18 protein-coding genes and 1 tRNA gene are annotated in these 20,316 nt (G+C 68.9%); 6 read left to right on the forward strand and 13 right to left on the reverse strand.

The genetic code is table 11. From position 1 onward, the window contains the following. Window positions 1-57 precede the first annotated feature (57 nt). Window positions 58-1,035: a GMP reductase gene (locus ABSY19_RS04915; protein ID WP_382159653.1), complete on the forward strand. Its 978-nt coding sequence runs from the start codon at window positions 58-60 to the stop codon at window positions 1,033-1,035. 306 nt (window positions 1,036-1,341) lie between these two features. Here ABSY19_RS04915 and ABSY19_RS04920 read toward each other — a convergent pair whose 3' ends face one another. Next, entirely contained in the window at window positions 1,342-2,226 is an 885-nt protein-coding gene (locus ABSY19_RS04920) for an alpha/beta hydrolase (protein ID WP_382159656.1), read from the reverse strand. A 165-nt stretch (window positions 2,227-2,391) separates the two neighbouring features. On the opposite strand from ABSY19_RS04920, the gene ABSY19_RS04925 reads away from it, so the two are divergent. After that, the gene (locus tag ABSY19_RS04925; RefSeq protein ID WP_382163686.1) at window positions 2,392-3,234 is read left to right on the forward strand and encodes an NAD(P)-dependent oxidoreductase; all 843 of its coding nucleotides are present in this window, start codon (window positions 2,392-2,394) and stop codon (window positions 3,232-3,234) included. Between the two features lie 26 nt (window positions 3,235-3,260). After that, window positions 3,261-3,336: transfer RNA gene (locus tag ABSY19_RS04930), tRNA-Ala, on the forward strand. Window positions 3,337-3,375: 39 nt separating this feature from the next. Here ABSY19_RS04930 and ABSY19_RS04935 read toward each other — a convergent pair. Next, a complete protein-coding gene (locus ABSY19_RS04935; protein ID WP_382159659.1) occupies window positions 3,376-4,170 on the reverse strand; it encodes an AraC family transcriptional regulator in 795 nt (264 codons plus the stop codon). Between the two features lie 161 nt (window positions 4,171-4,331). Here ABSY19_RS04935 and ABSY19_RS04940 point away from each other — a divergent pair, with 161 nt between their 5' ends. Beyond that, the gene (locus ABSY19_RS04940) at window positions 4,332-5,507 is read left to right on the forward strand and encodes an MFS transporter (RefSeq protein ID WP_382159662.1); all 1,176 of its coding nucleotides are present in this window, start codon (window positions 4,332-4,334) and stop codon (window positions 5,505-5,507) included. 15 nt (window positions 5,508-5,522) lie between these two features. On the opposite strand, the gene ABSY19_RS04945 is transcribed toward ABSY19_RS04940, so the two are convergent. From ABSY19_RS04945 to ABSY19_RS04980, 8 genes are read right to left on the reverse strand one after another with little or no spacing between them, the layout of a single operon-like run. Beyond that, window positions 5,523-7,118, reverse strand: coding sequence for an AMP-binding protein (locus tag ABSY19_RS04945; RefSeq protein ID WP_382159665.1), 1,596 nt, complete (start codon window positions 7,116-7,118; stop codon window positions 5,523-5,525). Window positions 7,119-7,140: 22 nt separating this feature from the next. Then, window positions 7,141-7,698: a MarR family winged helix-turn-helix transcriptional regulator gene (locus tag ABSY19_RS04950; protein WP_382159667.1), complete on the reverse strand. Its 558-nt coding sequence runs from the start codon at window positions 7,696-7,698 to the stop codon at window positions 7,141-7,143. After that, window positions 7,695-8,300 (reverse strand): carboxymuconolactone decarboxylase family protein, encoded by a 606-nt coding sequence (locus tag ABSY19_RS04955; protein ID WP_382159670.1) that lies wholly within the window; start codon window positions 8,298-8,300, stop codon window positions 7,695-7,697. The genes ABSY19_RS04950 and ABSY19_RS04955 overlap by 4 nt, the downstream gene beginning before the upstream one ends. Further along, window positions 8,297-9,004, reverse strand: coding sequence for an ABC transporter ATP-binding protein (locus tag ABSY19_RS04960; protein ID WP_382159672.1), 708 nt, complete (start codon window positions 9,002-9,004; stop codon window positions 8,297-8,299). Before ABSY19_RS04960 ends, ABSY19_RS04955 begins: the two co-directional genes overlap by 4 nt. Next, a complete protein-coding gene (locus ABSY19_RS04965) occupies window positions 8,997-9,779 on the reverse strand; it encodes an ABC transporter ATP-binding protein (protein WP_382159674.1) in 783 nt (260 codons plus the stop codon). The genes ABSY19_RS04960 and ABSY19_RS04965 overlap by 8 nt, the downstream gene beginning before the upstream one ends. Then, entirely contained in the window at window positions 9,776-10,720 is a 945-nt protein-coding gene (locus tag ABSY19_RS04970; RefSeq protein ID WP_382159677.1) for a branched-chain amino acid ABC transporter permease, read from the reverse strand. The genes ABSY19_RS04965 and ABSY19_RS04970 overlap by 4 nt, the downstream gene beginning before the upstream one ends. Next, window positions 10,717-11,571, reverse strand: coding sequence for a branched-chain amino acid ABC transporter permease (locus ABSY19_RS04975; protein WP_291120566.1), 855 nt, complete (start codon window positions 11,569-11,571; stop codon window positions 10,717-10,719). Before ABSY19_RS04975 ends, ABSY19_RS04970 begins: the two co-directional genes overlap by 4 nt. Window positions 11,572-11,602: 31 nt before the next feature. Beyond that, the gene (locus ABSY19_RS04980) at window positions 11,603-12,787 is read right to left on the reverse strand and encodes an ABC transporter substrate-binding protein (protein ID WP_382159680.1); all 1,185 of its coding nucleotides are present in this window, start codon (window positions 12,785-12,787) and stop codon (window positions 11,603-11,605) included. A 200-nt stretch (window positions 12,788-12,987) separates the two neighbouring features. On the opposite strand from ABSY19_RS04980, the gene ABSY19_RS04985 reads away from it, so the two are divergent. Both ABSY19_RS04985 and ABSY19_RS04990 read left to right on the forward strand, forming a co-directional pair. Further along, window positions 12,988-13,743: an SDR family oxidoreductase gene (locus ABSY19_RS04985; RefSeq protein WP_382159682.1), complete on the forward strand. Its 756-nt coding sequence runs from the start codon at window positions 12,988-12,990 to the stop codon at window positions 13,741-13,743. Window positions 13,744-13,812: 69 nt separating this feature from the next. Further along, window positions 13,813-14,904, forward strand: coding sequence for a DNA topoisomerase IB (locus ABSY19_RS04990; protein ID WP_382159685.1), 1,092 nt, complete (start codon window positions 13,813-13,815; stop codon window positions 14,902-14,904). Here the strand turns inward: ABSY19_RS04990 and aqpZ are convergent. The 3 genes from aqpZ to ABSY19_RS05005 all read right to left on the reverse strand — a co-directional run bounded on the left by aqpZ (window position 14,811) and on the right by ABSY19_RS05005 (window position 20,286). Further along, window positions 14,811-15,518, reverse strand: a complete 708-nt coding sequence (aqpZ, locus tag ABSY19_RS04995; protein WP_382159688.1) for an aquaporin Z — start codon at window positions 15,516-15,518, stop codon at window positions 14,811-14,813. The two genes, ABSY19_RS04990 and aqpZ, sit on opposite strands and share 94 nt — an antisense overlap. Window positions 15,519-15,652: 134 nt before the next feature. Then, window positions 15,653-17,095 carry an efflux transporter outer membrane subunit gene (locus tag ABSY19_RS05000; RefSeq protein ID WP_382159691.1) on the reverse strand — a complete coding sequence of 481 codons (1,443 nt, stop codon included), beginning with the start codon at window positions 17,093-17,095 and terminating at the stop codon, window positions 15,653-15,655. 8 nt (window positions 17,096-17,103) lie between these two features. Further along, window positions 17,104-20,286 carry an efflux RND transporter permease subunit gene (locus ABSY19_RS05005; protein WP_382159694.1) on the reverse strand — a complete coding sequence of 1,061 codons (3,183 nt, stop codon included), beginning with the start codon at window positions 20,284-20,286 and terminating at the stop codon, window positions 17,104-17,106. Between the last annotated feature and the right edge of the window lie 30 nt (window positions 20,287-20,316).

Raw genomic sequence — 20,316 nt, forward strand, 5'->3', positions numbered from 1 at the left:
CCGGCCAGACCAAGCGCTCACCTGTTCAACAACAGCTTTCTGGAGCTTGGTTTCAAAATGGAAATCTTCGACTACGACAACGTCCTGCTTTTGCCGCGCAAGTGCCGCGTGGAGAGCCGTTCGGAATGCGACGCCGGCGTGGAGCTGGGCGGGCGCAAGTTCCGCCTGCCGGTGGTGCCAGCCAACATGAAGACGGTGGTGGACGTGCCGATCTGCACCTGGCTGGCGAAGAACGGTTACTTCTACGTGATGCACCGGTTCGACCTGGACAACGTGCAGTTCGTGCGCGACATGCGCGCCGAGGGCGTGTTCGCTTCGATTTCGCTGGGCGTGAAGGCGCCCGACTACGCGACGGTGGACCGGCTGGTGGCCGAAGGCCTGGTGCCGGAGTACATCACGATCGACATCGCGCACGGCCATGCCGACAGCGTGAAGAACATGATCCGTTATTTGAAGGAGAAGCTGCCGGCGTCCTTCGTGATCGCGGGCAACGTGGCGACGCCGGAGGCGGTGATCGATCTGGAGAACTGGGGCGCGGACGCGACCAAGGTGGGCGTGGGTCCGGGCAAGGTGTGCATCACCAAGCTGAAGACGGGTTTTGGCACGGGTGGCTGGCAGTTGTCGGCGCTGAAGTGGTGCGCGCGCGTGGCGACCAAGCCGATCATTGCCGACGGTGGTATCCGCAGCCATGGCGACATTGCCAAGAGCATCCGTTTTGGCGCCTCGATGGTGATGATCGGTTCGCTGTTCGCGGGTCATGAGGAGTCGCCGGGTCTGACGGTGGAAGAGGACGGGGTGCGCTACAAGGAGTACTACGGCTCGGCCAGCGATTTCAACAAGGGCGAGTACAAGCACGTGGAGGGCAAGCGCATCCTGGAGCCGATCAAGGGCTCGCTGGCGGACACGCTGGTGGAGATGGAGCAGGACGTGCAGAGCTCGATCAGCTACGCCGGCGGTACCAAGCTGATGGATGTCCGCAAGGTCAACTACGTGATCCTGGGTGGGGACAACGCGGGTGAGCACCTGCTGATGTGATTTCTTTCGTGGCGTTGCTCGCCACGGCTTTCGCGGGCCCAGGAGCGCCGGGCGCTCTGCTCCGCGGGTGTCCCCCGGCGGCTGGTGCCGCCTCCTCCTTTACCCCGCTGCGCAGAACGCCCAGCACTCCTGAGCTGAAGCAACGTAGGCATGCCACCGGCAGACCGAGTACCACGAGGTCCTCGGCGAGCGGGGTGGCCGGCGCAGCGAAGTAAAGGAGGAGAACCGGCGCAGCCGGTTCGGGGGACATGAGCGGAGCCGGCCACCCCGCTCGCCGAGGACCGCTGCAGCCGGAGAGAGAAAAACTCAGACCGAGAGAAGCGACCGCACCGCCTGATGCAACCGCTGCCGAGGATCGGCCAAGGCATCCACGATGCTGAAGTGGTTGAGGCCCGGAAGCGCCTCACACACCGGCACCACCCGCTCACCCCAGGCGGACTGGATCAAGCGGTTGTGGCGCAGAAACTCGCTGCTCTCCAGCGCCCCCACCATGGCCGTCAACTCCCCCCGCCCTTCGCGCACCAACGGCGCAGGCAGACGCGACGGACTGGCCTTGGCCACCTGCTCCGCCGACAACCGCAAAGACGCCTGCACCGACGGCGTGTGCATCACCGGCTCCAGGTCGTACAGACCCGACATGCCCAGCGCGTTCTTCACCAAAGCCAGCGGCAGGTCGTCCCCCACCAGCGACCAGTCGCACGCCAGCATCATCGCCGCGAGATGCGCACCGGCCGAATGCCCCACCACCGTGATGCGGTGCGGGTCCCCACCATGCGCCCCGATGTGGCGGTGCACCCAGGCCAGCGCACGCACCATCTGCAAGGTGATCTCGGGAATCGTCACCGCCGGGCACAGCGCGTAGTTCGGCACCACCACACAGGCCCCGCGCTGCACGAACGGCGGCGCGATGAAAGAGTGGTCGGACTTGTCCAGGCTGCGCCACCAGCCCCCGTGGATGAACACCAGCACCGGCGCCGGCGGTTTGCCGGCCTGGCGAGGCGCGGGGAAAATGTCCAGCGTCTCGCCCGCCCCATGGCCGTAGCTCACATCGATCAAGGCACGACCGCCTTCACGGGCCACCGCCGAGTCGCGCGCCCAGCGCTCGAAATGCATCGGGTGTTCCGGCACCCGGGCCCGGTTGTTGTACTCGCGCTCGAGCCATTCGGCGTCGTAGGGGGCTGTGGTCTTCATCGCGCGCATTGTGTCATGGGGTTTTTGCCAAGGATGTGACCCATTGCCATGCCGGGCACGTATCCTGCCGGCACCCTTTCATCCCCATCCCCAGACCCGCACGTGAACACCGACACCACCAGCACCCCACCCCTGCCCACCCGCATCGCCGTGCTCGGCATCGGCATGATGGGCTTTCCCATGGCGCGCCGCCTCTGCGAAGCCGGCTGCCAGGTCAGTGTGTGGAACCGCTCGCGCGCCAAGGCCGAGCGGCTCCAGCCCTTCGGCGCCAGCGTGGCCGACACGCCCGCCGAGGCCGTGGCCCAGGCCGACCTCGTGATCGCCCTGCTCGAACACGGCGGCGTGGTGGAGGACGTGCTGTTCCAGCAAGGCACCACCGCCGGCCTGCGGCCCGGCACGCTGGTGGTGGACATGTCGTCCATCCAGCCGCGCCAGGCGCGCGAGCACGCGGCGCGGCTCGCCAGCCAGGGCGTGCGCCACCTCGATGCGCCGGTGTCGGGCGGCACGGTCGGCGCCGAGCAGGGCACGCTGGCCATCATGGCCGGCGGCGAGGCGGCCGACTTCGAGCGCGCGCTGCCGGCGTTCGAACTGCTGGGCAAGGCTGTGCACGTGGGGCCGCACGGCGCGGGCCAGCTCGCCAAACTGGCCAACCAGATGATCGTGGGCATCACCATCGGCGCGGTGGCCGAGGCCCTGCTGCTGTGCGAGAAGGGCGGCGCCGACATGGGCAAGGTCAAGCAGGCCATCAGCGGCGGCTTCGCCGACAGCCGCATCCTGCAGGTGCACGGCCAGCGCATGGTGGAGCGCGACTTCACCAAGCGCGCCGCGATCGCGGTGCAGTTGAAGGACATGCGCAACGCACTCGCCACGGCCGGCGAGATCGGTTTCGAGGCGCCGATCACCGGCCTGTTCGAGCAGCTCTACGCCCAGGCCGGGAACCACGGCCTGGCCGACATGGACCACGCCGCGCTGTTCGTCGAATTGGCTCGCCGCAATGGCATGAACTGAGCGTTCTTGCTACCATTTCGGCCTCTGGGGACGTAGCTCAGCTGGGAGAGCGTCGCGTTCGCAATGCGAAGGTCGGGAGTTCGATCCTCCTCGTCTCCACCACCCTCCTCTGGCCGCCTGGTTCCGTCATCGCGTCGCTGTTCAGGCTTCCAGAAAAAACTGGCTCGGTGTCTGCCCGAAGTGCTTGCGGAACATGGCCGCGAAGGCGCTCGGGCTCTCGTAGCCGAGCGCGAGCGCCACGTCGATGACCTTCTCGCCGACGGCCAACCGCTCCAGCGCGCGCAGCAGCCGCGCCTGCTGTCGCCACTGGGCGAAGGTCATGCCGGTGTCCTTGATGAAGAGCCGCTGGATGGTCTTCACGTCGATGGCCAGGCGCCGTGCCCAGTCGGCCATGGTGGAGGGGTCGTCCGGCCGGCGTTGCAGCACCGCGGCGATCTGCAGCAGCCGGGGGTCGGTGGGCATCTGCAGGTACAGGGGCAGCACCGGCAGGGCCCGCAGCTCGTCGAGGATGAGGCGCATCAGGCGGCCGTCGCGCGTGCCTGGCGCGTAGGGTTGCGGCACGTCCATGGCGGCGCGGATCAGCTCGCGCAGCAGGGGCGAGATGGCGACGGCCTGCGTCCTGTCCATCAGCCGGGGCGCGGCCTTCGGTGCCACCATGAGGCTGCGCATGTGCACCTCGCCGACGCAGCGGATCTCGTGCGTCATGCCCCTTTGCATCCAGATCGCGCGCGTGGGCGGCACCACCCAGCGGCCGGCCTCCGCCTGCACCACCATGACGCCGCGCACGGCATAGATCAGCTGGTGCTTGGCGTGCGCGTGCGGTTCGATGTGCCAGCCCGAGGGGTAGTCGGTCGAGCGCGCGAAGATGGGTGAGCTCTGCGCGTCGATCGCGTCCAGCACGTCGGAAAGGGCCGGGGGCCGGGGTGAGATGGCCATGTCGCTTTTGAGATGGTTGTTGGTCATTCAGCGCGAGACAGGCGTTGCCGCCTCCACCACAATTCTGACAGGCCCTTCCCGCCGGATCCTCTGCCGGACCTTCATTTCATTCCCGTATGCCTACGCACCCCGCCCTCGCCTCCAGCCCCTCCCGAAACTCCATGGCCACGCAGTGGCTGCTGAACATCGGTCACGCGATCGACCACATGTTCCTGCTGATTTTCGCTACCGCCGTGACGACGATCGCGCACGAGTTCGGCGTGGCGCGCTGGGAGGACCTGATGCCGTACAGCGTGGCGGCCTTCTTTTTCTTCGGCGTGGGCTCGCTGCCCTCGGGCAAGCTGGGCGACCAGTGGGGCCGCCGCCGCATGATGCTGGTGTTCTTCTTCGGCATGGGTGGTGCGGCCCTGCTGGTGAGCGCGACGCAGACGCCGTTGCAGATGGCGCTGGCGCTGGCGCTGCTGGGCTGTTTCGCGTCGATCTACCACCCGGTGGGCATTCCCATGCTGGTTCAGGGCGCGCCGCGGCCGGGCTGGACCATCGGCATCAACGGCCTGGTGGGCAACCTGGGCGTGGCGGTGGCGGCGGTCGCCACCGGCTTCCTGGTGAAGTACTTCGGCTGGCGCATGGCGTTCGCGGTGCCGGGCGCCCTGTGCCTGCTGTTCGGCCTGGCCTTCGCGCTGCTCGCCACGCGCGAACAGGCCGCGCCCGCGAAGAAGAAGTCCGCCACCACCGTGGCACCGGCCGATGTGTCCATGGCCAGGCTCTTCCTGGTGATGACCATCGCCGCCACCAGCGGCAGCCTGTTGTTCAACTTCTCGACCAACAGCAACCACGAGCTGCTGAGCGATCGCCTGCAGGCCCTTCTTCAGGACCCGGCGCAGATCGGCCTGCTGCTCGCCGCGATCTACGCGGTGGCCTCGTTCACGCAGTTGCTCGTGGGACACCTGATCGACCGGGTGGCACTCAAGTCGCTGTACGTGAGCATCATCGCGGCGCAGGCCGTGCTGCTGGGCTTGTCGATGGTGCTGGACGGCTGGGCCTTCTACGCCGTGCAGTTCCTCTTCATGGCGACGATTTTCGGCGCCATCCCGTTCACCGACGCGATGATCGTGCGCTTCGTCGACGACAGCCTGCGCTCCCGCGTCTCGGGCATGCGCCTGGCGGTGTCGCTGGGCGCGAGTTCGCTGGCGGTGTGGCTCATCGGCCCGGTGGTCAAGCAGGCCGGCTTCACCGCCCTGCTCGGTGTGATGGCGGCCACCTCGGTGATCACGCTGCTGATCTTGAGCCAGCTGCCGTCCACGCCCGCCCCCACGCGCGCGGGCCACGCGCCTTGAGGGAGAGAGAGTGCCTCAGCCCTGTTGCACGTCCAGCGCGCCCTCGATGCCCTGCTTGCGCAGCACCGCGCGCTGCACCTTGCCGGTGGCGGTCTTGGGCAGGGCATCCACGAACTTGACAAAGCGCGGCTTGGCAAAGCGCGGCAGCTGCCCGCTGGCGATGCGCAGGATCTCCGCACCGTCCAGCGTGGCGCCCGCCTTGGGCACGAGCGCGAGCATGACCTCGTCTTCGCCACCCGGCACGTCCGAGGGCACGGCGTAGGCGGCCACTTCCTCGATGCCCGGCAGCGCGGCCACGACCTCTTCCACTTCGGTGGCCGAGATGTTCTCGCCGCGCCGGCGGATGCAGTCCTTGATGCGGTCCACGAAGGTGACCAGGCCGTCTTCCCGCATGGTGCCGGCGTCGCCGGTGTGGAACCAGAGGTTGCGCCAGGCCTCCACGGTCTTGGCCGGGGCGTTGAAGTAGCCGGCCATGAAGCCGAAGGGCACCTTGGGGCGCACGAGGATCTCGCCCATCTGGCCTGGCGGCAGGGCCTCGTCGGTCTCGGGATCGGCGATGCGCACCTCGAAGTGCTGTTCATGCGTCCAACCCGCCGCACCGGGCACGGAGCGGCCGATGCGGCCCCAGATGGGGATGTTGACCTCGGTCATGCCGAAGCCCGAGACGATGTCTTTCACGCCGAAGCGCTCGCGGAAGGCGGCCTCGTGCTGGGCCAGGTTCGGGGCGGTGAGCACGGCGCGCAGCGAGTGCTCGCGGTCCTGCGCCGAGGGCGGCTGGTGGATGATGAAACCGGCGGTGGCGCCCAGCAGGTTGGTCACGGTGGCCCCGTGTTCGCGCACGTCGGCCAGCCAGGCGCTGGCGCTGAAGCGGCGGCGCACGAAGGCGGGGATGCCGGCCAGCAACGTGGCGCCCAGCTGCATGAGCAGGCCGTTGGCGTGGAACAGCGGCAGGCTGACGTAGTAGCGGTCCTGCGCCGTGAGTTCCACGCACTGGATCGTGCCGATGCCGTAGAGCGCGCAATGCGCGTGGGGCATGAGCACGCCCTTGCTCGGTCCGCTGGTGCCCGAGGTGTACATGATGCAGGCGATGTCTTCGGGCGCGGGGCCGGGGCCGTCCCAGTCGGGCTGCTGGGCCCAGTCCGGCCAGACGAGCACCTGCCAGCGCTCGGGCAGCCTGGCGCTGGACGGCCCGCCCACCACGATGACGGTGCGCAGGTCGGGCACCTCGTCGGCGATGTCGGCGAGCGCGCCGAGCAGCTCGGCATCGACCACCACGCAACCCAGCGCGGAGTCGACGAGCTGGTGCCGCAGGAACGTGGCGCGCAGCTCGGTGTTGAGGAACACGGTGGTGGCGGCCAGGTGGGCCAGCCCCATCCATGCGGTGGCGAAGTCGCAGCCGTTGAACATGAACACGCCGACGCGGTCGGCGCGCCGCACGCCCAGGCGCTCGAAGAAGCCGGCCGCGCGCAGGCTGTGGGTGTGCGCCTGCCCGAAGCTGAGGCTCGCGCCCTCGCTGTCGGTGAGCCAGGGGGCATCGGGTGACCGGGTGGCCCGTTCCTTGAGCGCGGCGCTCAGCAGCCAGCGTCGGGGGTTGTGGATCTCGCTGTACATGTTCGGTGGTGTCGGGGGTGGATCAGGATGGTGTCGGGAGGTCGAAGGGATGCGTGGTGACCCAGGCCATGTCTTCCGGCCGCACCATGACGGAGAGGCCGTTCCACATGCCTTCGATCTCCGCCTTGGAGAGCCGCGCCTGCGCCTGCCCGATCAGCGCGATCTGCCGCTGCGTGAGCAGACCGAGCAAGGCCTGCCCGTCGGCGGTGAGGTAGTTCTGGCGCACGCGGCGGTCTTCGGTGCTGTAGCGCTGTTCCAGCAGCCCCATGGTGGTGAGCTGGTTGGTGGTGCGCGAGAGGGCCTGGTTGCTGATGCGCAGCAGCGACATCAACGAGCCCACGGTGATGCCGGGCGTGCGTCCCGCGAAGTGGAGCACGCGGTGGTGGGGACGGCCCAGGCCGTGGTCCATCAGCACCTGGTCGGCGATGTCGGCCATCTGCAGGTGCACGAAGAACACCAGTTCCAGCGTGCGCATCGCGGCGCGCTCGGCGTCCAGCCCCGGCGCCTGGGCCTGCGTGTCGGGGGCCGCTTTGGGTGGGCGGGTCCGGCGGGTCTTGGGGGCGGTATCGGCCAGGCTCACGGGTGGGTTTCCTTCCACAGTTGTTGCAACCAGCCTACATGATGCAGCGCCTGGGCGGGCTCGGGTTCGAGGGTGGTCCGCATCAGGCTGTTCCAGCGGTTGAACCAGCCGAACAGGGCCACGATGGAGACGATCTCGATCAGCTCCTCCTCGGCGAAGTGCCGGCGCGCCTCGTCGAACGCCTGGCTGGCATCGCCCACGGGCAGCGTGGCGCCCGCGCTGGCGATGCGCAGGGCCGCGCGTTCGCGTTCGCCGAAGTGCGCGCTGTCGAGGTACTCGGGCAAGGCGGCCAAGGCCGCCCAGCCCACGCCCGCGTGCTGCGCGGCGTGCACCACATGCACGGCGCTGTAGGCGCAGCGCGCGCCCCGGCAGGCTTCGGCCCCCAGCAGAAAGCGCAGGCCGGGCTCGATCAACCCATCGCCGCGCAGCGTGGTCTGCACCAGGCCCAGCACCGCCGGCAGCACGCCGGGCTTGCGCGCCATGGTGAGCAGGGCGTGGGGCCGGTAGCCGACGAAGTTCACCAGGTCTTCGAGCTGCGGGTTCTGCGAGCGGGGATCGTCGGCGGCCAGCGGGGCGGCGCGCGCGGTGTTCGGCAGGTTCATGCGGGGATCTCGTGTTGCAGGCCGGAAAGCATGGCCTCCAGCCGGTCGTCGATCTGGTCGCGGCCGCCGCTCCACACCACGCGCCCGCTGTCGAGCAGGCAGAAGCGTTGCGCGACGCGCCGGGGCACGCGGAAGTTCTGCTCCACCAGCAGCACCGACACACCGGCGAGGCTCACGAACTCGATGGCCGCCACGATCTGCTCGATGATGACGGGCGCGAGGCCTTCGGTGGGTTCGTCCAGCAGCAGGTAACGCGGGTTGGTGAGCAGCGCGCGGCCGATGGCCAGCATCTGCTGCTCGCCGCCGGACAGCGACGTGCCCTGCGCCAGCCGCCGTTCGCGCAGGCGCGGAAACAGGGCGTACACGCGCTCGATGGTCCAATGCCCGGGCGGATGGCTCAGGCTGGCGAGCAAGAGGTTTTCCTCGGCGCTCAGGCCGCTGATGATGTCCCGGCTGTCGGGCACGAGCGCGATGCCGCGCCGGCTCGAATCGGGCAGCGACAGGCCCGTGATGTCCTGGCCATCGAGCTCGCGCTGCCCCTGCCGCAGGGGAATCTGCCCCATCATCGCGCGCAGCGTGGTGGACTTGCCCGCGCCATTGCGGCCCACCAGCGCGAGCACTTCGTTGGGCGCGCAGGCGATGGAGACGCCGTGCAAGGCCTGCGCCTTGCCGTAGAACACGTCGGCGTTCTTCAACTCAAGCATGGGCCACCTCCTGGCGGTTGTCGTCGCCCAGGTAGGCGCGCTTCACGCGCGGGTCGGCGCGCACTTCGGCGGGCGTGCCTCGCATGAGCACCTCGCCACCCATCATCACGACGATCTCGTCGGACAGCTTCATGACCACGTCCATGTTGTGTTCCACCAGCAGCACGGTGCGGTGCTCGCGCACGCGTTCGATCAGCTCCAGCGTGGCGGCGATCTCGTGGTGCCCCACACCGGCCAGCGGCTCGTCCAGCAGCAGCACGCGCGGGTCGGCCATGAGCGCCAGGCCGAGTTCCACCGCGCGCTGGCGGCCATGGCTGAGCGTGGCCACAGGCCGGTCCAGCACATCGGTCAGGCCGACGACGGACGCGACCTCGCGCGCCCGCTCGCCCAGCTCGCCCCACCGGTCCACCGGCCGCCAGAAGGGCTGCAGGCGAAAACGCGGCGGCTGCGCGGCCACGCGCAGGTTCTCGAAGGTGGTCATCTCCTGGAAGATGTTGATGATCTGGAAGCTGCGCCCCAGGCCCCGGCGCGTGCGCGCGGCGACCGAGAGGCGCGTGATCTCATCGCCCCAGAGTTCGATGCGGCCGGACTTGAGCGGCGCGCGGCCACTGATGGCGTTGAGCAGCGTGGTCTTGCCCGCGCCGTTGGGGCCGATGAGGCCCACGGTCTTGCCCGTGGGCACGTCCAGCGCCACGTTGTTGAGGGCGACGAAGCCGTCGAACTCGACCGTGATGCCCGAACACGCGATGGCCGGCGCCTGGGTGGGGGTGTTCATCGTTGGCTCCACCAGTGCAATGCGGTACCGGCCAGCCCCTTGCGCAGAAAGAGCGTGCACAGGATGAACACCAGGCCCACCAGGCCGTACCAGTAGTCGGAATAGGCCGCGAGCACTTCGCGCAGCACCTCGAAGAACGCCACGCCGACGATGGGGCCGAGCAGCGTGCCGCTGCCACCGAGCAGTGTCATGATGAGAACGTCGCCCGAGGTTTTCCAGTTCAACATCTGCGGGCCGGTGTACATCATCAACGAGGCCAGCAGGCCGCCGGCGACGCCCGAGAGCGCACCGGAGACGGCCATGGCGGACTGGCGCAGCGGCCGCACGCCAAAACCGAGCTGCTCGGCGCGCACCGGGTTCTGCCGCACCGCCTGCCAGGCCTGCCCCAGCGGCGAACGGCGCAGCACCCAGCAAGCCAGCACCACGGCCACGAACACCACGTACACGACCCAGAAGAAGTTGGCGTTGTGGAAGAAGTCGATCTCGCCCCAGGCCGGCCGCGCCACGCCGGGCAGGCCGTCCACCCCGCCGGAGAGACCACGCAGGCGCGTGAGCATGAGGATGGACATGAGCTCGGCCAGCATCAGCGTGAGCAGCGAGAAGAACAGGCCGGTGATGCGGCTGCCGATCAGGCTCACGACCCAGGCGCAGGCCGCGCCCAGCAGCGCGGCGGCCACCAGCCCCAGGCTGAACGGCAGGCCGCCGTGCATCTGCGCCCAGGCCATGCCGTAGGCGCCCATGCCGAAGTAGGCGGCGTGACCGAAGGAGAGGATGCCCGTGGTGCCGAACACCAGGTCGTAAGCCAGCGCGAAGATGGACCACACCATGACCAGGCAGGCGACGAAAAGAATGCCCTCGTCGCGCGTGCCGATGCGCAGTGCCACGAGGATGGCCATGGCCAGCAGGCACAGCCGGATGTCCAGGCGTTCGATACGGCTCATGCGAGTCGCTCCTTCTTGCTGAAAAGGCCCTGCGGCCGCAGCAGCAGCGTGGCGATGAGCACGGCGTAGGTCAGCGTGTCGATCCAGTCGGGCAGGTATTGCTGGCCAAAGGCGCGGGTCATGCCGATCAGCAGCGCGCCCACCATGGCGCCGCGGATGTTGCCCAGGCCACCGATGATGACCACGATGAAACAGTCCAGGATGATGGTGCCGCCCATCTGCAGCTGGATCGGCAGCATCGGCCCGGCCATGGCGCCGCCCAGACCGGCGAGCGCCGCGCCCACGGCGAACACCGCCGTGCGCACGCGGTCCACACGCACCCCCAGGGTGGCGGCCATCAAGGGGTGCGTGCTGCACGAACGGATCACCAGCCCGATGCGCGAGCGCTCGATGCCCAGCAGCAGCACGGCCATGGTGGCCGCGCCGACGGCGATGACGAACAGGCGGTAGCGCGAGACGTCCGTGTCGAACAGCGCGACGCTGCCCGACAACCACGGTGGCACCGCGATGCTCTTGCCGCTCAGCCCCCAGGTGGCGCGCACCACTTCTTCCAGCACCAGAATGAGCCCGAAGGTGATAAGCAGCTGGAACTCGTGCGGCGCCGAGTAGATGGGCCGCAGCGTGAGCCGCTCGATCAGCACCCCCACCAGCGCCAGCAGCACCGGCACCAGGGCGATGGCCCACCAGAAACCGGCCCACCACGCGATCTGGAACGCCAGGTAGGCCCCCAGCATGTAGAGCGCGCCGTGCGCGAAGTTGATGATGCGCAGCATGCCGAAGATCAGCGTCAGCCCCGCGGCCAGCAGGAACAGCAGCATGCCGATGCTCAGACCGATGACGAAGGTGGACATGGAGGTTGCTCGCTCGCCGGTGCGGGCCCGCTCACTGGCAGGGCTTGAAGAGGTCCTGCGCGGTGAAGGTTTCGGTGACCTTCATCGTGACGGGTGGCTGGCCCGCGCCACCGGCGATGGCGGTGCCGAACAGGCCCACCTGCTCGGCCTGGTTGTCGCAGGCGCGCATGCGCTTGGCGCCCTCCACCGAGTCGTTGCGCACGCTGTTCCTGAACGCGTCGACCCACTTTTCCTTGTCCCACACGCCGGTGCTCTCGACCACGTCGAGCCACCAGCTCATGCCGTCGTAGGCCTCGCCCGCGTACTGGCTGGGCAGCTCGCCGTACTTCGCGCGGTAGGCGGCCACGAAGCGCTTGTTGCGCGGCGTGTCCTGGGTGAAGTGGTAACGCAGCGTGGAATGCACACCGAGCGCACCGCCGGCGCCGACCGACTGGCCCTGTGTTTCGTCCATCAGCATGGTGCCCATCACCTTCATCTTGCTCGCCAGGCCCACGTCGCCGCCCTGCTTGAGCGAGGTCACGGTGTCGCCGCCCACCACGATGAGCGCCAGCCCGTCGGCGCCGGACTTCATCGCCTTGTCCAGCAGGATCGCGTAGTCCTTGGTGCCGATCGGCGTGAAGTCGATGCCCGCGATCGCGATGCCCTTGCTCTCCATGTCGGCCTTGAGCGCGGCCCACATGTCGCGGCCCACCTGGTAGTCCGACACGATGCCGTAGACCTTCTTCACGCCCTGGCGCTTGGCGAACTCGCCGATCATGCGGTTCTCCATGGCCACGGTGTTGGAGGTGCGGAATGCGTAGCGCGTCTTGTCGGCACCGGTGATGCGGTCGTCCGCCGAGAGCGTGATGATCTGCGGCACCTTGCGCTGCTCGGTGAGTTTCATGATCGCCAGCGTGGAGCCCGAACTCACCTCGCCGAACAGGGTGTGCGTGTCGCGCGCCAGGACGCGCGTGGTCTTCTGTACCGCCACCTGGGTGGACGTCTCGGTGTCTTCCCACACCGCCTCGATGGGCTTGCCCAGCACGCGGTTGTTGCGCTCCTCGAAGGCGATGGTGGCGCCTCGGCGCATGTTCTCTCCCACGATGCCCCAGGCGCCGCTGAGCGGCACGATGCCTGCGATGCGGAAGGCGTCCTGCGCCAGAGCGGACGCGCCGCCCAGCAGGCAGCCCGCCGCCAGCGTGACCAGGCGCACACGCGATGCGAGTGTTCGATTCATGACTTGTCTCCTGTTTGTGATGCCGTGTTCCGGTTCGACGCGTGTCGATACACCCGATATCGAGATATACCAACATTGTTGTTATATATCCGCTGGTTGGCATAAGCACCGGGGTTTTCCCGGAGCCCGGGTGATGGAGCGCCCGGACCGCCGATTAACATGGCCTTCGCCCCCTCCACCTCCACCCCCCAAGGATTCGCATGGCTTCAGAGACAACTTCCAAGATCGCCCTGGTCACCGGCGCGGGCAGCGGCATCGGCCGCGCCGTGGCGCTCGGCTTGTTGAAGGACGGTTACCACGTCGTGCTCACCGGGCGCCGCCCCGAGCCGCTGGCGGCGGTGGCGCAAGCGGGTGGGCCCAACGCGGTCGCCATCCCCGCCGACGTGCGGGACGAGCACAGCGTGCAGGCGCTGTTCGATCAGATCGAACAGCGCTATGGGCGGCTCGACGTGCTGTTCAACAACGCGGGCGTGAACGCCCCGGCCGTGCCCATGGACGAGCTGCCGGTCGAGCGCTGGAAGGACGTGATCGACACCAACGTGACCGGCGTCTACCTCTGCGCGCGCGCCGCCTTCGGCCTGATGCGCCGGCAGACCCCGCAGGGTGGGCGCATCATCAACAACGGCTCGATCTCGGCCCACGCGCCCCGCCCGTTCAGCTGCCCCTACACGGCGAGCAAGCACGCGGTGCTGGGCCTGACCAAGACCATCGCGCTGGACGGCCGGCCCTACAACATCGTGTGCAGCCAGATCGACATCGGCAACGCGCTGACCGAGCTCTCGGCCCGCATGACGCAGGGCGTGCGCCAGGCCAACGGCACCATGGCCACCGAACCCATGATGGACGTGGCGCACGTGGCCGAGGCCGTGCGCTACATGGCGGGCCTGCCGCTGTCCACCAACGTGCTCAACATGACGGTGATGGCCAGCCAGATGCCTTTCGTGGGCCGGGGCTGACGGCCCCTTCCTACACACCATACGGACGGCGCCGACACGCGCCGCGCGCGGGGCGCGGACACTGGCGGCATGCCCGCCCCACTCACCTATGCGCAGGACGACACCCCCGGCTGGACCCGCGTGCGCCGAGGCAAGGGCTTTGCCTATGTGAGCGCCACCGGGCGCGCGATCCGCGACGCCGCGCAGCTGGACCGCATCAAGCGCCTGGCGATTCCGCCCGCCTACACCGAGGTGTGGATCTGCCCCAGCGCGCGCGGCCACCTGCAGGCCACGGGGCGCGATGCGCGGGGCCGCAAGCAATACCGCTACCACGCCGAGTGGCAGGCGCGGCGCGAGCAGCAGAAGTTCGACCGCATGCGCGAGTTCGGCCGCACCCTGCCGCGCATCCGCCGCGCGGTGACGCGCGACCTGCGCAGCCGCGAACTGACGCAGGACACCGTGGTGGCCGCCATCGTGCGCTTGCTGGACCGCACCGCGCTGCGCGTGGGCAATGAGGCCTACGCGACGGAGAACGGTTCGTTCGGCCTGACCACGCTGCGCGACCGGCATGTGCGCACGCGCGCGGCCAGCCTGGAGATCCGCTTCCGGGGCAAGAGCGGCGTGGAGCAGACCGCGCGGCTCACCGACCCGGCCACCGCCCGCATCGTGCAGCGCTGCCAGGAGTTGCCCGGGCAGCACCTGTTCCAGTACATCGACGACGCCGGGCGGCGCCGACCGGTGCGCTCACAACACGTCAACCAATACCTGCGCCGCGTCAGCGGCCACGGCTTCACGGCCAAGGATTTCCGCACCTGGCACGCCAGCGTGCTCGCGCTGGAACTGACCGCCGGGGTGACGCCATCGGTGCCCGGGGACGCGGTGGCGCCCACGCGCGCCACCGTGGTCGAAGTGGTGCGCCAGGTCGCCCGGCAGATCGGCAACACGCAGGCGGTGTGCCGCCGCTTCTACATCCACCCGGCGGTGCTGCAGGCCGTGCTCGACGGCCCGGCGAGGAAAGAAGAGAAAGCCGGCGGCACCACCGAAAGCGCGCTGCTGCGCCTGCTGTCGCGCCGCAAGAGGAAGAAGGCTCAGCCTTCGTCGCCGTCGGCCAGCAGAGCGCGCCAGATCAGCGCACCGATCGCCGCACCGACCAGGGGCGCCAGCCAGAACAGCCAGAGTTGATCCAGCGCGATGGACGGGCCGAACAGCGCCGGGCCGGTGCTGCGCGCCGGGTTGACCGAGGTGTTGGTCACCGGGATCGAGATCAGGTGGATCAGGGTCAGGCACAGGCCGATGGCCAGGCCGCCGAAGCCGGCGGCCGCGCGTTTCGCGGTGGCGCCGAGGATGACGAGCAGGAACACGGCGGTGAGCACCACTTCGGTCAGCAGCGCGGCCGTCATGTCGTAGCCGCCGGGCGAGTGCTCGCCAAAGCCATTGGTCGCGAAACCGCCCACTTCAAAGCCCGGCTTGCCGGTGGCGATGAGGTACAACACGCCGGCCGCGGCCACGGCGCCCAGCACCTGCGAGACCACGTAGCCCGGCAACTCGGCCGCGCGGAAGCGGCCACCCAGTGCGAGGCCCAGCGAGACCGCCGGATTGAAGTGGCCGCCGGAGATGGGCCCGAAGGCGTAGGCGCCGGTCAGCACCGTGAGGCCGAAAGCCAGCGAGACGCCGGTGAAGCCGATGCCCAGCTGAGGAAAGGCCGCCGCCAGCACCGCGCTGCCGCAGCCGCCGAACGTGAGCAAGAACGTGCCGAGGAACTCGGCGGACCATTTTTTCAGGTTGCTGTTTTTCATGCTGCTTGGAGGCGAGTCGAGAGGCTCGAGAAGATAAGCAGCAGCGGCGGCCGGCGCAAGCCGATTAACAATGATTTGACACACAAAACCCTTGGGCCTGCGTGCGCGGCAGACCCAAGGCCCTGCCGTCCGCCTCAGGACGCCGGCGCGAGGTTGCCGCCCAGCACCTTCCACAGTGCCACGCGGTTGGCCTGTTCGGACTGCCGCAAGGCGATCAAGGCCTGCTGCGCGGCGTACAGGCCGCGTTGCGCGTCGAGCACGGTGAGGTAGTTGTCCACGCCCGAGGTGAAGCGCGCTTCGGAGAGTTCGAAGGCGCGCGCGTTGGCGTCCACCACGGCCTGCTGCGCCGCCAGGCGGGCCTCCCATTGCGCGCGTTCGGCCAGCGCGTCCGAGGCTTCGCGAAACGCGGTCTGGATGGCTTTTTCGTACTGGGCCACCGCGATGTCGCGGTTGGCCTGGGCCACGTCGACCGAGGCGCGCGCGGCGCCGCCGTCGAAGATGGGCCAGCGGATCTGCGGCACGAAGCTCCAGGTGTTGTTGCCGCTGCCGAACAGGTTGTCCAGCTCGCGGCTGCCGGTGCCGATGCTGGTGCTCAGGCTGATGGTGGGGAACAGCGCGGCGCGCGCCGCCGCCACGTTGGCCGACAAGGCCTGCAGGTTGTATTCGGAGGCGCGCACGTCGGGGCGCTCGAGCAGCAAGGACGACGGCAATTCGGCCGGCAGCGCCATCAGCGCGGCGGGCGCGGCCGCCGGCTCGGCGCGCAGGGTCTCGGCGGTGGGCAGCCATTCGCGGCTCAGGCCGCTGCCCACCAGGGCTTCGAGGGCGTTGCGGTCCTTGGCGACCTGGGCCGTGAAGGCGGCCACGTCGCCGCGCGCGGTTTCCACGGTGATGCGGTTCTGCGCCAGCACCAGGCCCGAGGTGCCCCCCAGCTGGTGGATGCGCTCGGTGAGCTGGTAGGCCTTTTCGCGGCCGGCCAGGGTGTCGCGCGCCAGGGTCAGGCGGGCTTCGTTGGCGGCCAGGTTGAGCCAGGCGTTGGTGACGTCGGCCACCAGCGTGATGCGCACGTTGCGCTGGTTTTCCTCCGACTGCAGGAACTGCTGCAGCGCCGCTTCGTTGAGGTTGCGCACGCGGCCCCAGAAATCGAGTTCGAAGCTGGTGATGGCGAGCTGCGCGGTGTACTGCGTGGAGGTGGTGGACTGGCCATTGCTGGCGAGGTCGGCCGCGGTGCGGCTGCGGCTGCCCTGCGCGGTGGCGGCCACGGTGGGCAGCTGGGCCGCGCTGGTGATGCCGTACTGCGCGCGGGCGCGCTCGATGTTGGACAGGGCCACGCGCAGGTCGCGGTTGTGGGTGAGCGCCTGCGCGATCGACTGGCGCAGGCCCGGGTGCTGCACCCAGGCCAGGCGCTGCGAGGTCTGCACGGCGGCGGCGCTGGCGTCCACCACGGCCAGCGGCTGGCCCAGCGTGGGGGCGACCACGCCTTGCACGTCGGGCTTGGCCGGGGGTTGCACGGCGCAACCGGCCAGCAACAGGAGCAAGGCGCCGACGGTGGCGGCCCGCTGGAAGGGGGGGGTCGTCATGGGATGCATCACGCCTCTCCTCCTTGGTGCGACAGCGCGGGCGTGGCCAGGGGCGGCACGGCGGCGGCGGCCTTCGCGCGCCTGCGCTGCACCCAGCTGCGCACCAGCAGGAAGAACACGGGCACGAAGAACAGGCCCAGCGAGGTGGACAGCACGGTGCCACCGAGCACGGCGGTGCCGATGGCCTGGCGGCTGGCCGCGCCCGGGCCGGTGCCCAGCGCGAGCGGCAGCACGCCGAAGCCGAAGGCCAGCGAGGTCATCAGGATGGGGCGCAGGCGCCGGCGCACCGCCTCCAGCGTGGCGTCGAAGATGCTGCGGCCCTGGTCCTGCAGCTGCACCGCGAACTCCACGATCAGGATGGCGTTCTTGGACGCCAGCCCCACGGTGGTCAACAGCCCCACCTGGAAGTACACGTCGTTGGACATGCCCCGGAAGTACGTGGCCAGCAAGGCACCGACGATGCCCAACGGCACCGCGAGGATGACCGAGAACGGCACGCTCCAGCTTTCATAGAGCGCGGCCAAGCACAGGAACACGAACAGGATGGAGATGGCGTACAGCAGCGGCGCCTGCGCGCCCGACTGGCGCTCCTGCAGGGACGCACCCGTCCATTCGTAGCCGATGCCCACCGGCATCTCGGCCATGATGGACTCGACCGCGCGCATCGCATCGCCCGAGCTCACGCCGGGCGCCGTGTTGGCGATCATCTCCATGGCCGGCGAGCCGTTGTAGCGCAGCAGCTGGGGCGCGCTGCTGGTCCAGGTGGTGGAGGTGAAGGCCGCCAGCGGCACCATCTCGCCGTTGCGGTTGCGAACCGTCCACTTGCCGATGTCTTGCGGCAGCATGCGGTAGGGCGCGTCGCCCTGCACGTAGACGCGCTTGACGCGGCCGTTGTGCACGAAGTCGTTGACGTAGGAGCCGCCGACGGCGCTGGAGAGCACGTTGTTGATGTCGTTGGTGGACAGGCCCAGCGCGGCGGCCTTGCGGTCGTCGATCACCACCTTGAGTTCGGAGGTCACGTCGAAGTCGGTGGTGCGCATGTTGGTCAGCGAGGGGTGCTGGCCGGCCAGCTCGACCACGCGGTCCTTGGCCGCCCGCAGCGCCTCGTTGCCCAGGCCGTTGATGTCCTTGAGCATGAAGTTCACGCCGGCGTCCGAGCCCAGGCCGCGCACGGCCGGTGGCATGGAGACGAAGATGCGAGCGGCGCGGATGCGCGAGAGGTCGCGCGTGGCCTTGCGCGAGATGGCTTCGGCGCTCTGCTCGGGGTTGGGGCGCTCGTCCCAGGGTTTGAGGCGCACGAAGATGGTGCCCGAACTCTGGTTGCCGCTGTTGCCCGCCAGCGAGTTGACGCGCAGCACGTCGGGCTGGGCGTTGAAGTAGCGGGTGATGTCCTGCAGCACGGTTTCGAGCTGCGCGTCCGACGAGCCGGCCGGCAGCGTCACGCTGGCGGTGATGAAGCCCTGGTCTTCCACCGGCAGGAAGGAGGTGGGCAGCTTCTGGAACAGGAACACCACGCCGCAGACGAGCAGCGCGAACAGCAGCATCACGCGCTTGCTGCGCAGCAGCAGCTGGCGCACCGCGCCCTGGTAGCGGGTGGAGTTGCGGTCGAAGCCGGCGTTGAACCAGCGGAAGAAGCGGTCCACCCAGCCCAGCATGCCTTTGCGAGCGGGCGCGCCCTCGTGCAGGTGCTCGGTGGGTTTGAGGATGGTGGCGCACAGGGCCGGCGTGAGCGAGAGCGCCACCAGCACCGAGAACGCCATGGCCGAGACGATGGCGACCGAGAACTGCCGGTAGATCACGCCCACCGAGCCCGAGAAGAAGGCCATGGGGATGAACACCGCCGAGAGTGTGAGGCCGATGCCCACCAGCGCGGGTGTGATCTCGGCCATGGACTTGATGGTGGCCTCCTTCGCGGGCAGACCCTCCTGGTGCATCACGCGCTCGACGTTTTCCACCACCACGATCGCATCGTCCACCAGCAGGCCGATGGCCAGCACCATGGCGAACATGGTGAGCATGTTGATGGAGTACCCGAGCACCGAGAGCACGCCGAAGGTGCCCAGCAGCACCACCGGCACGGCGATGGCGGGGATCAGCGTGGCGCGCAGGTTCTGCAGGAAGATGAACATCACGATCACCACCAGCACCATGGCCTCGGCCAGGGTGACGGCCACTTCCTTGATGGAGGCGCGCACATAGGGCGTGGTGTCGGAGCTGATGACGCCGGTGATGCCGTCGGGGAAGAAGGGCGCGAGTTCGGCCATCTTGGCGTTGACCGCCGTGGCCACGGCCATGGCGTTGGCGCCGTCGGCCAGCACGATGCCCAGGCCGGCGCCGGGCTGGTTGTTCAGGCGGGACTTCACCGTCAGGTTGTCGGCGTCCAGCTCGACGCGGGCGACGTCGCCCACGGTGACGAGCGAACCGTCGGCGGCGGCCTTGAGCACGATGCCGCGGAATTCGTCCACCGTCTTGAGCTTGGTGCGCGCCGTGATGGTGGCGTTGAGCATCTGGTCCTTCACCGCGGGCAGCGCGCCGAGCTGACCGGCGGAGACCTGGGCGTTCTGCGAGTTCAGCGCCGAGACGATGTCCGAGGGCATCAGCGCGAACTGCTCCAGCTTGCCCGGGTCCATCCAGATGCGCATGGCGTAGCTGGTGCCGAACACGCTCACGTCGCCCACGCCGTCGATGCGCGAGATCACGTCGACCACGTTGCTGGTGATGTAGTCACCGATCGCCACCTGCGTGACCGTGGGGTCGGGCGAGGTGAAGACGTAGGTCATCAGGTTGTCCTGACCGCCCTTGTTCACGAACACGCCCCGGCTCTTCACCGCCTCGGGCAGCCGGTTCATGGCCGTCTGCAGCTTGTTCTGCACCTGCACCTGGGCCACGTCGATGTCGGTGCCGGGGGCGAAGGTCAGCTGCGTGCGCGAGCGGCCGGCGGAGTCGCTGGTCGAGCTCATGTAGAGCACGTTGTCGATGCCCTTGAGCTGCTGCTCGATCACCTGGGTGACGGAGTCGGCCACGGTCTCGGCCGAGGCGCCGGTGTAGATGGTGTTGATCGAGACGCGCGGGGGCGCGATGTCGGGGTACTGCTCCAGCGGCAGGGTGAAGATGGACATGAACCCCGCGAGCATGACCACGATGGACAGCACCCAGGCGAAAACGGGACGGTGAATGAAGAAGTGGGCCATGGTGCTGCGTGTGGAGTCCGGTTTGCTCGA

The organism is Hydrogenophaga sp. ANAO-22, from assembly GCF_042466645.1.
GTDB lineage: Bacteria > Pseudomonadota > Gammaproteobacteria > Burkholderiales > Burkholderiaceae_C > Hydrogenophaga.

Bases quoted from the DNA above. Each gene is read 5' to 3' on its own strand.
- ABSY19_RS04945 (WP_382159665.1), bottom strand. From the start codon at position 7,118: ATGTACAGCGAGATCCACAACCCCCGACGCTGGCTGCTGAGCGCCGCG.
- ABSY19_RS05005 (WP_382159694.1), bottom strand. From the start codon at position 20,286: ATGGCCCACTTCTTCATTCACCGTCCCGTTTTCGCCTGGGTGCTGTCC.
- ABSY19_RS04915 (WP_382159653.1), top strand. From the start codon at position 58: ATGGAAATCTTCGACTACGACAACGTCCTGCTTTTGCCGCGCAAGTGC.
- ABSY19_RS04975 (WP_291120566.1), bottom strand. From the start codon at position 11,571: ATGTCCACCTTCGTCATCGGTCTGAGCATCGGCATGCTGCTGTTCCTG.
- aqpZ (WP_382159688.1), bottom strand. From the start codon at position 15,518: ATGAAAAACAGCAACCTGAAAAAATGGTCCGCCGAGTTCCTCGGCACG.
- ABSY19_RS04920 (WP_382159656.1), bottom strand. From the start codon at position 2,226: ATGAAGACCACAGCCCCCTACGACGCCGAATGGCTCGAGCGCGAGTAC.
- ABSY19_RS05000 (WP_382159691.1), bottom strand. From the start codon at position 17,095: ATGACGACCCCCCCCTTCCAGCGGGCCGCCACCGTCGGCGCCTTGCTC.
- ABSY19_RS04925 (WP_382163686.1), top strand. From the start codon at position 2,392: ATGATGGGCTTTCCCATGGCGCGCCGCCTCTGCGAAGCCGGCTGCCAG.
- ABSY19_RS04960 (WP_382159672.1), bottom strand. From the start codon at position 9,004: ATGCTTGAGTTGAAGAACGCCGACGTGTTCTACGGCAAGGCGCAGGCC.
- ABSY19_RS04935 (WP_382159659.1), bottom strand. From the start codon at position 4,170: ATGGCCATCTCACCCCGGCCCCCGGCCCTTTCCGACGTGCTGGACGCG.
- ABSY19_RS04990 (WP_382159685.1), top strand. From the start codon at position 13,813: ATGCCCGCCCCACTCACCTATGCGCAGGACGACACCCCCGGCTGGACC.
- ABSY19_RS04970 (WP_382159677.1), bottom strand. From the start codon at position 10,720: ATGAGCCGTATCGAACGCCTGGACATCCGGCTGTGCCTGCTGGCCATG.
- ABSY19_RS04965 (WP_382159674.1), bottom strand. From the start codon at position 9,779: ATGAACACCCCCACCCAGGCGCCGGCCATCGCGTGTTCGGGCATCACG.
- ABSY19_RS04955 (WP_382159670.1), bottom strand. From the start codon at position 8,300: ATGAACCTGCCGAACACCGCGCGCGCCGCCCCGCTGGCCGCCGACGAT.
- ABSY19_RS04985 (WP_382159682.1), top strand. From the start codon at position 12,988: ATGGCTTCAGAGACAACTTCCAAGATCGCCCTGGTCACCGGCGCGGGC.
- ABSY19_RS04980 (WP_382159680.1), bottom strand. From the start codon at position 12,787: ATGAATCGAACACTCGCATCGCGTGTGCGCCTGGTCACGCTGGCGGCG.
- ABSY19_RS04940 (WP_382159662.1), top strand. From the start codon at position 4,332: ATGGCCACGCAGTGGCTGCTGAACATCGGTCACGCGATCGACCACATG.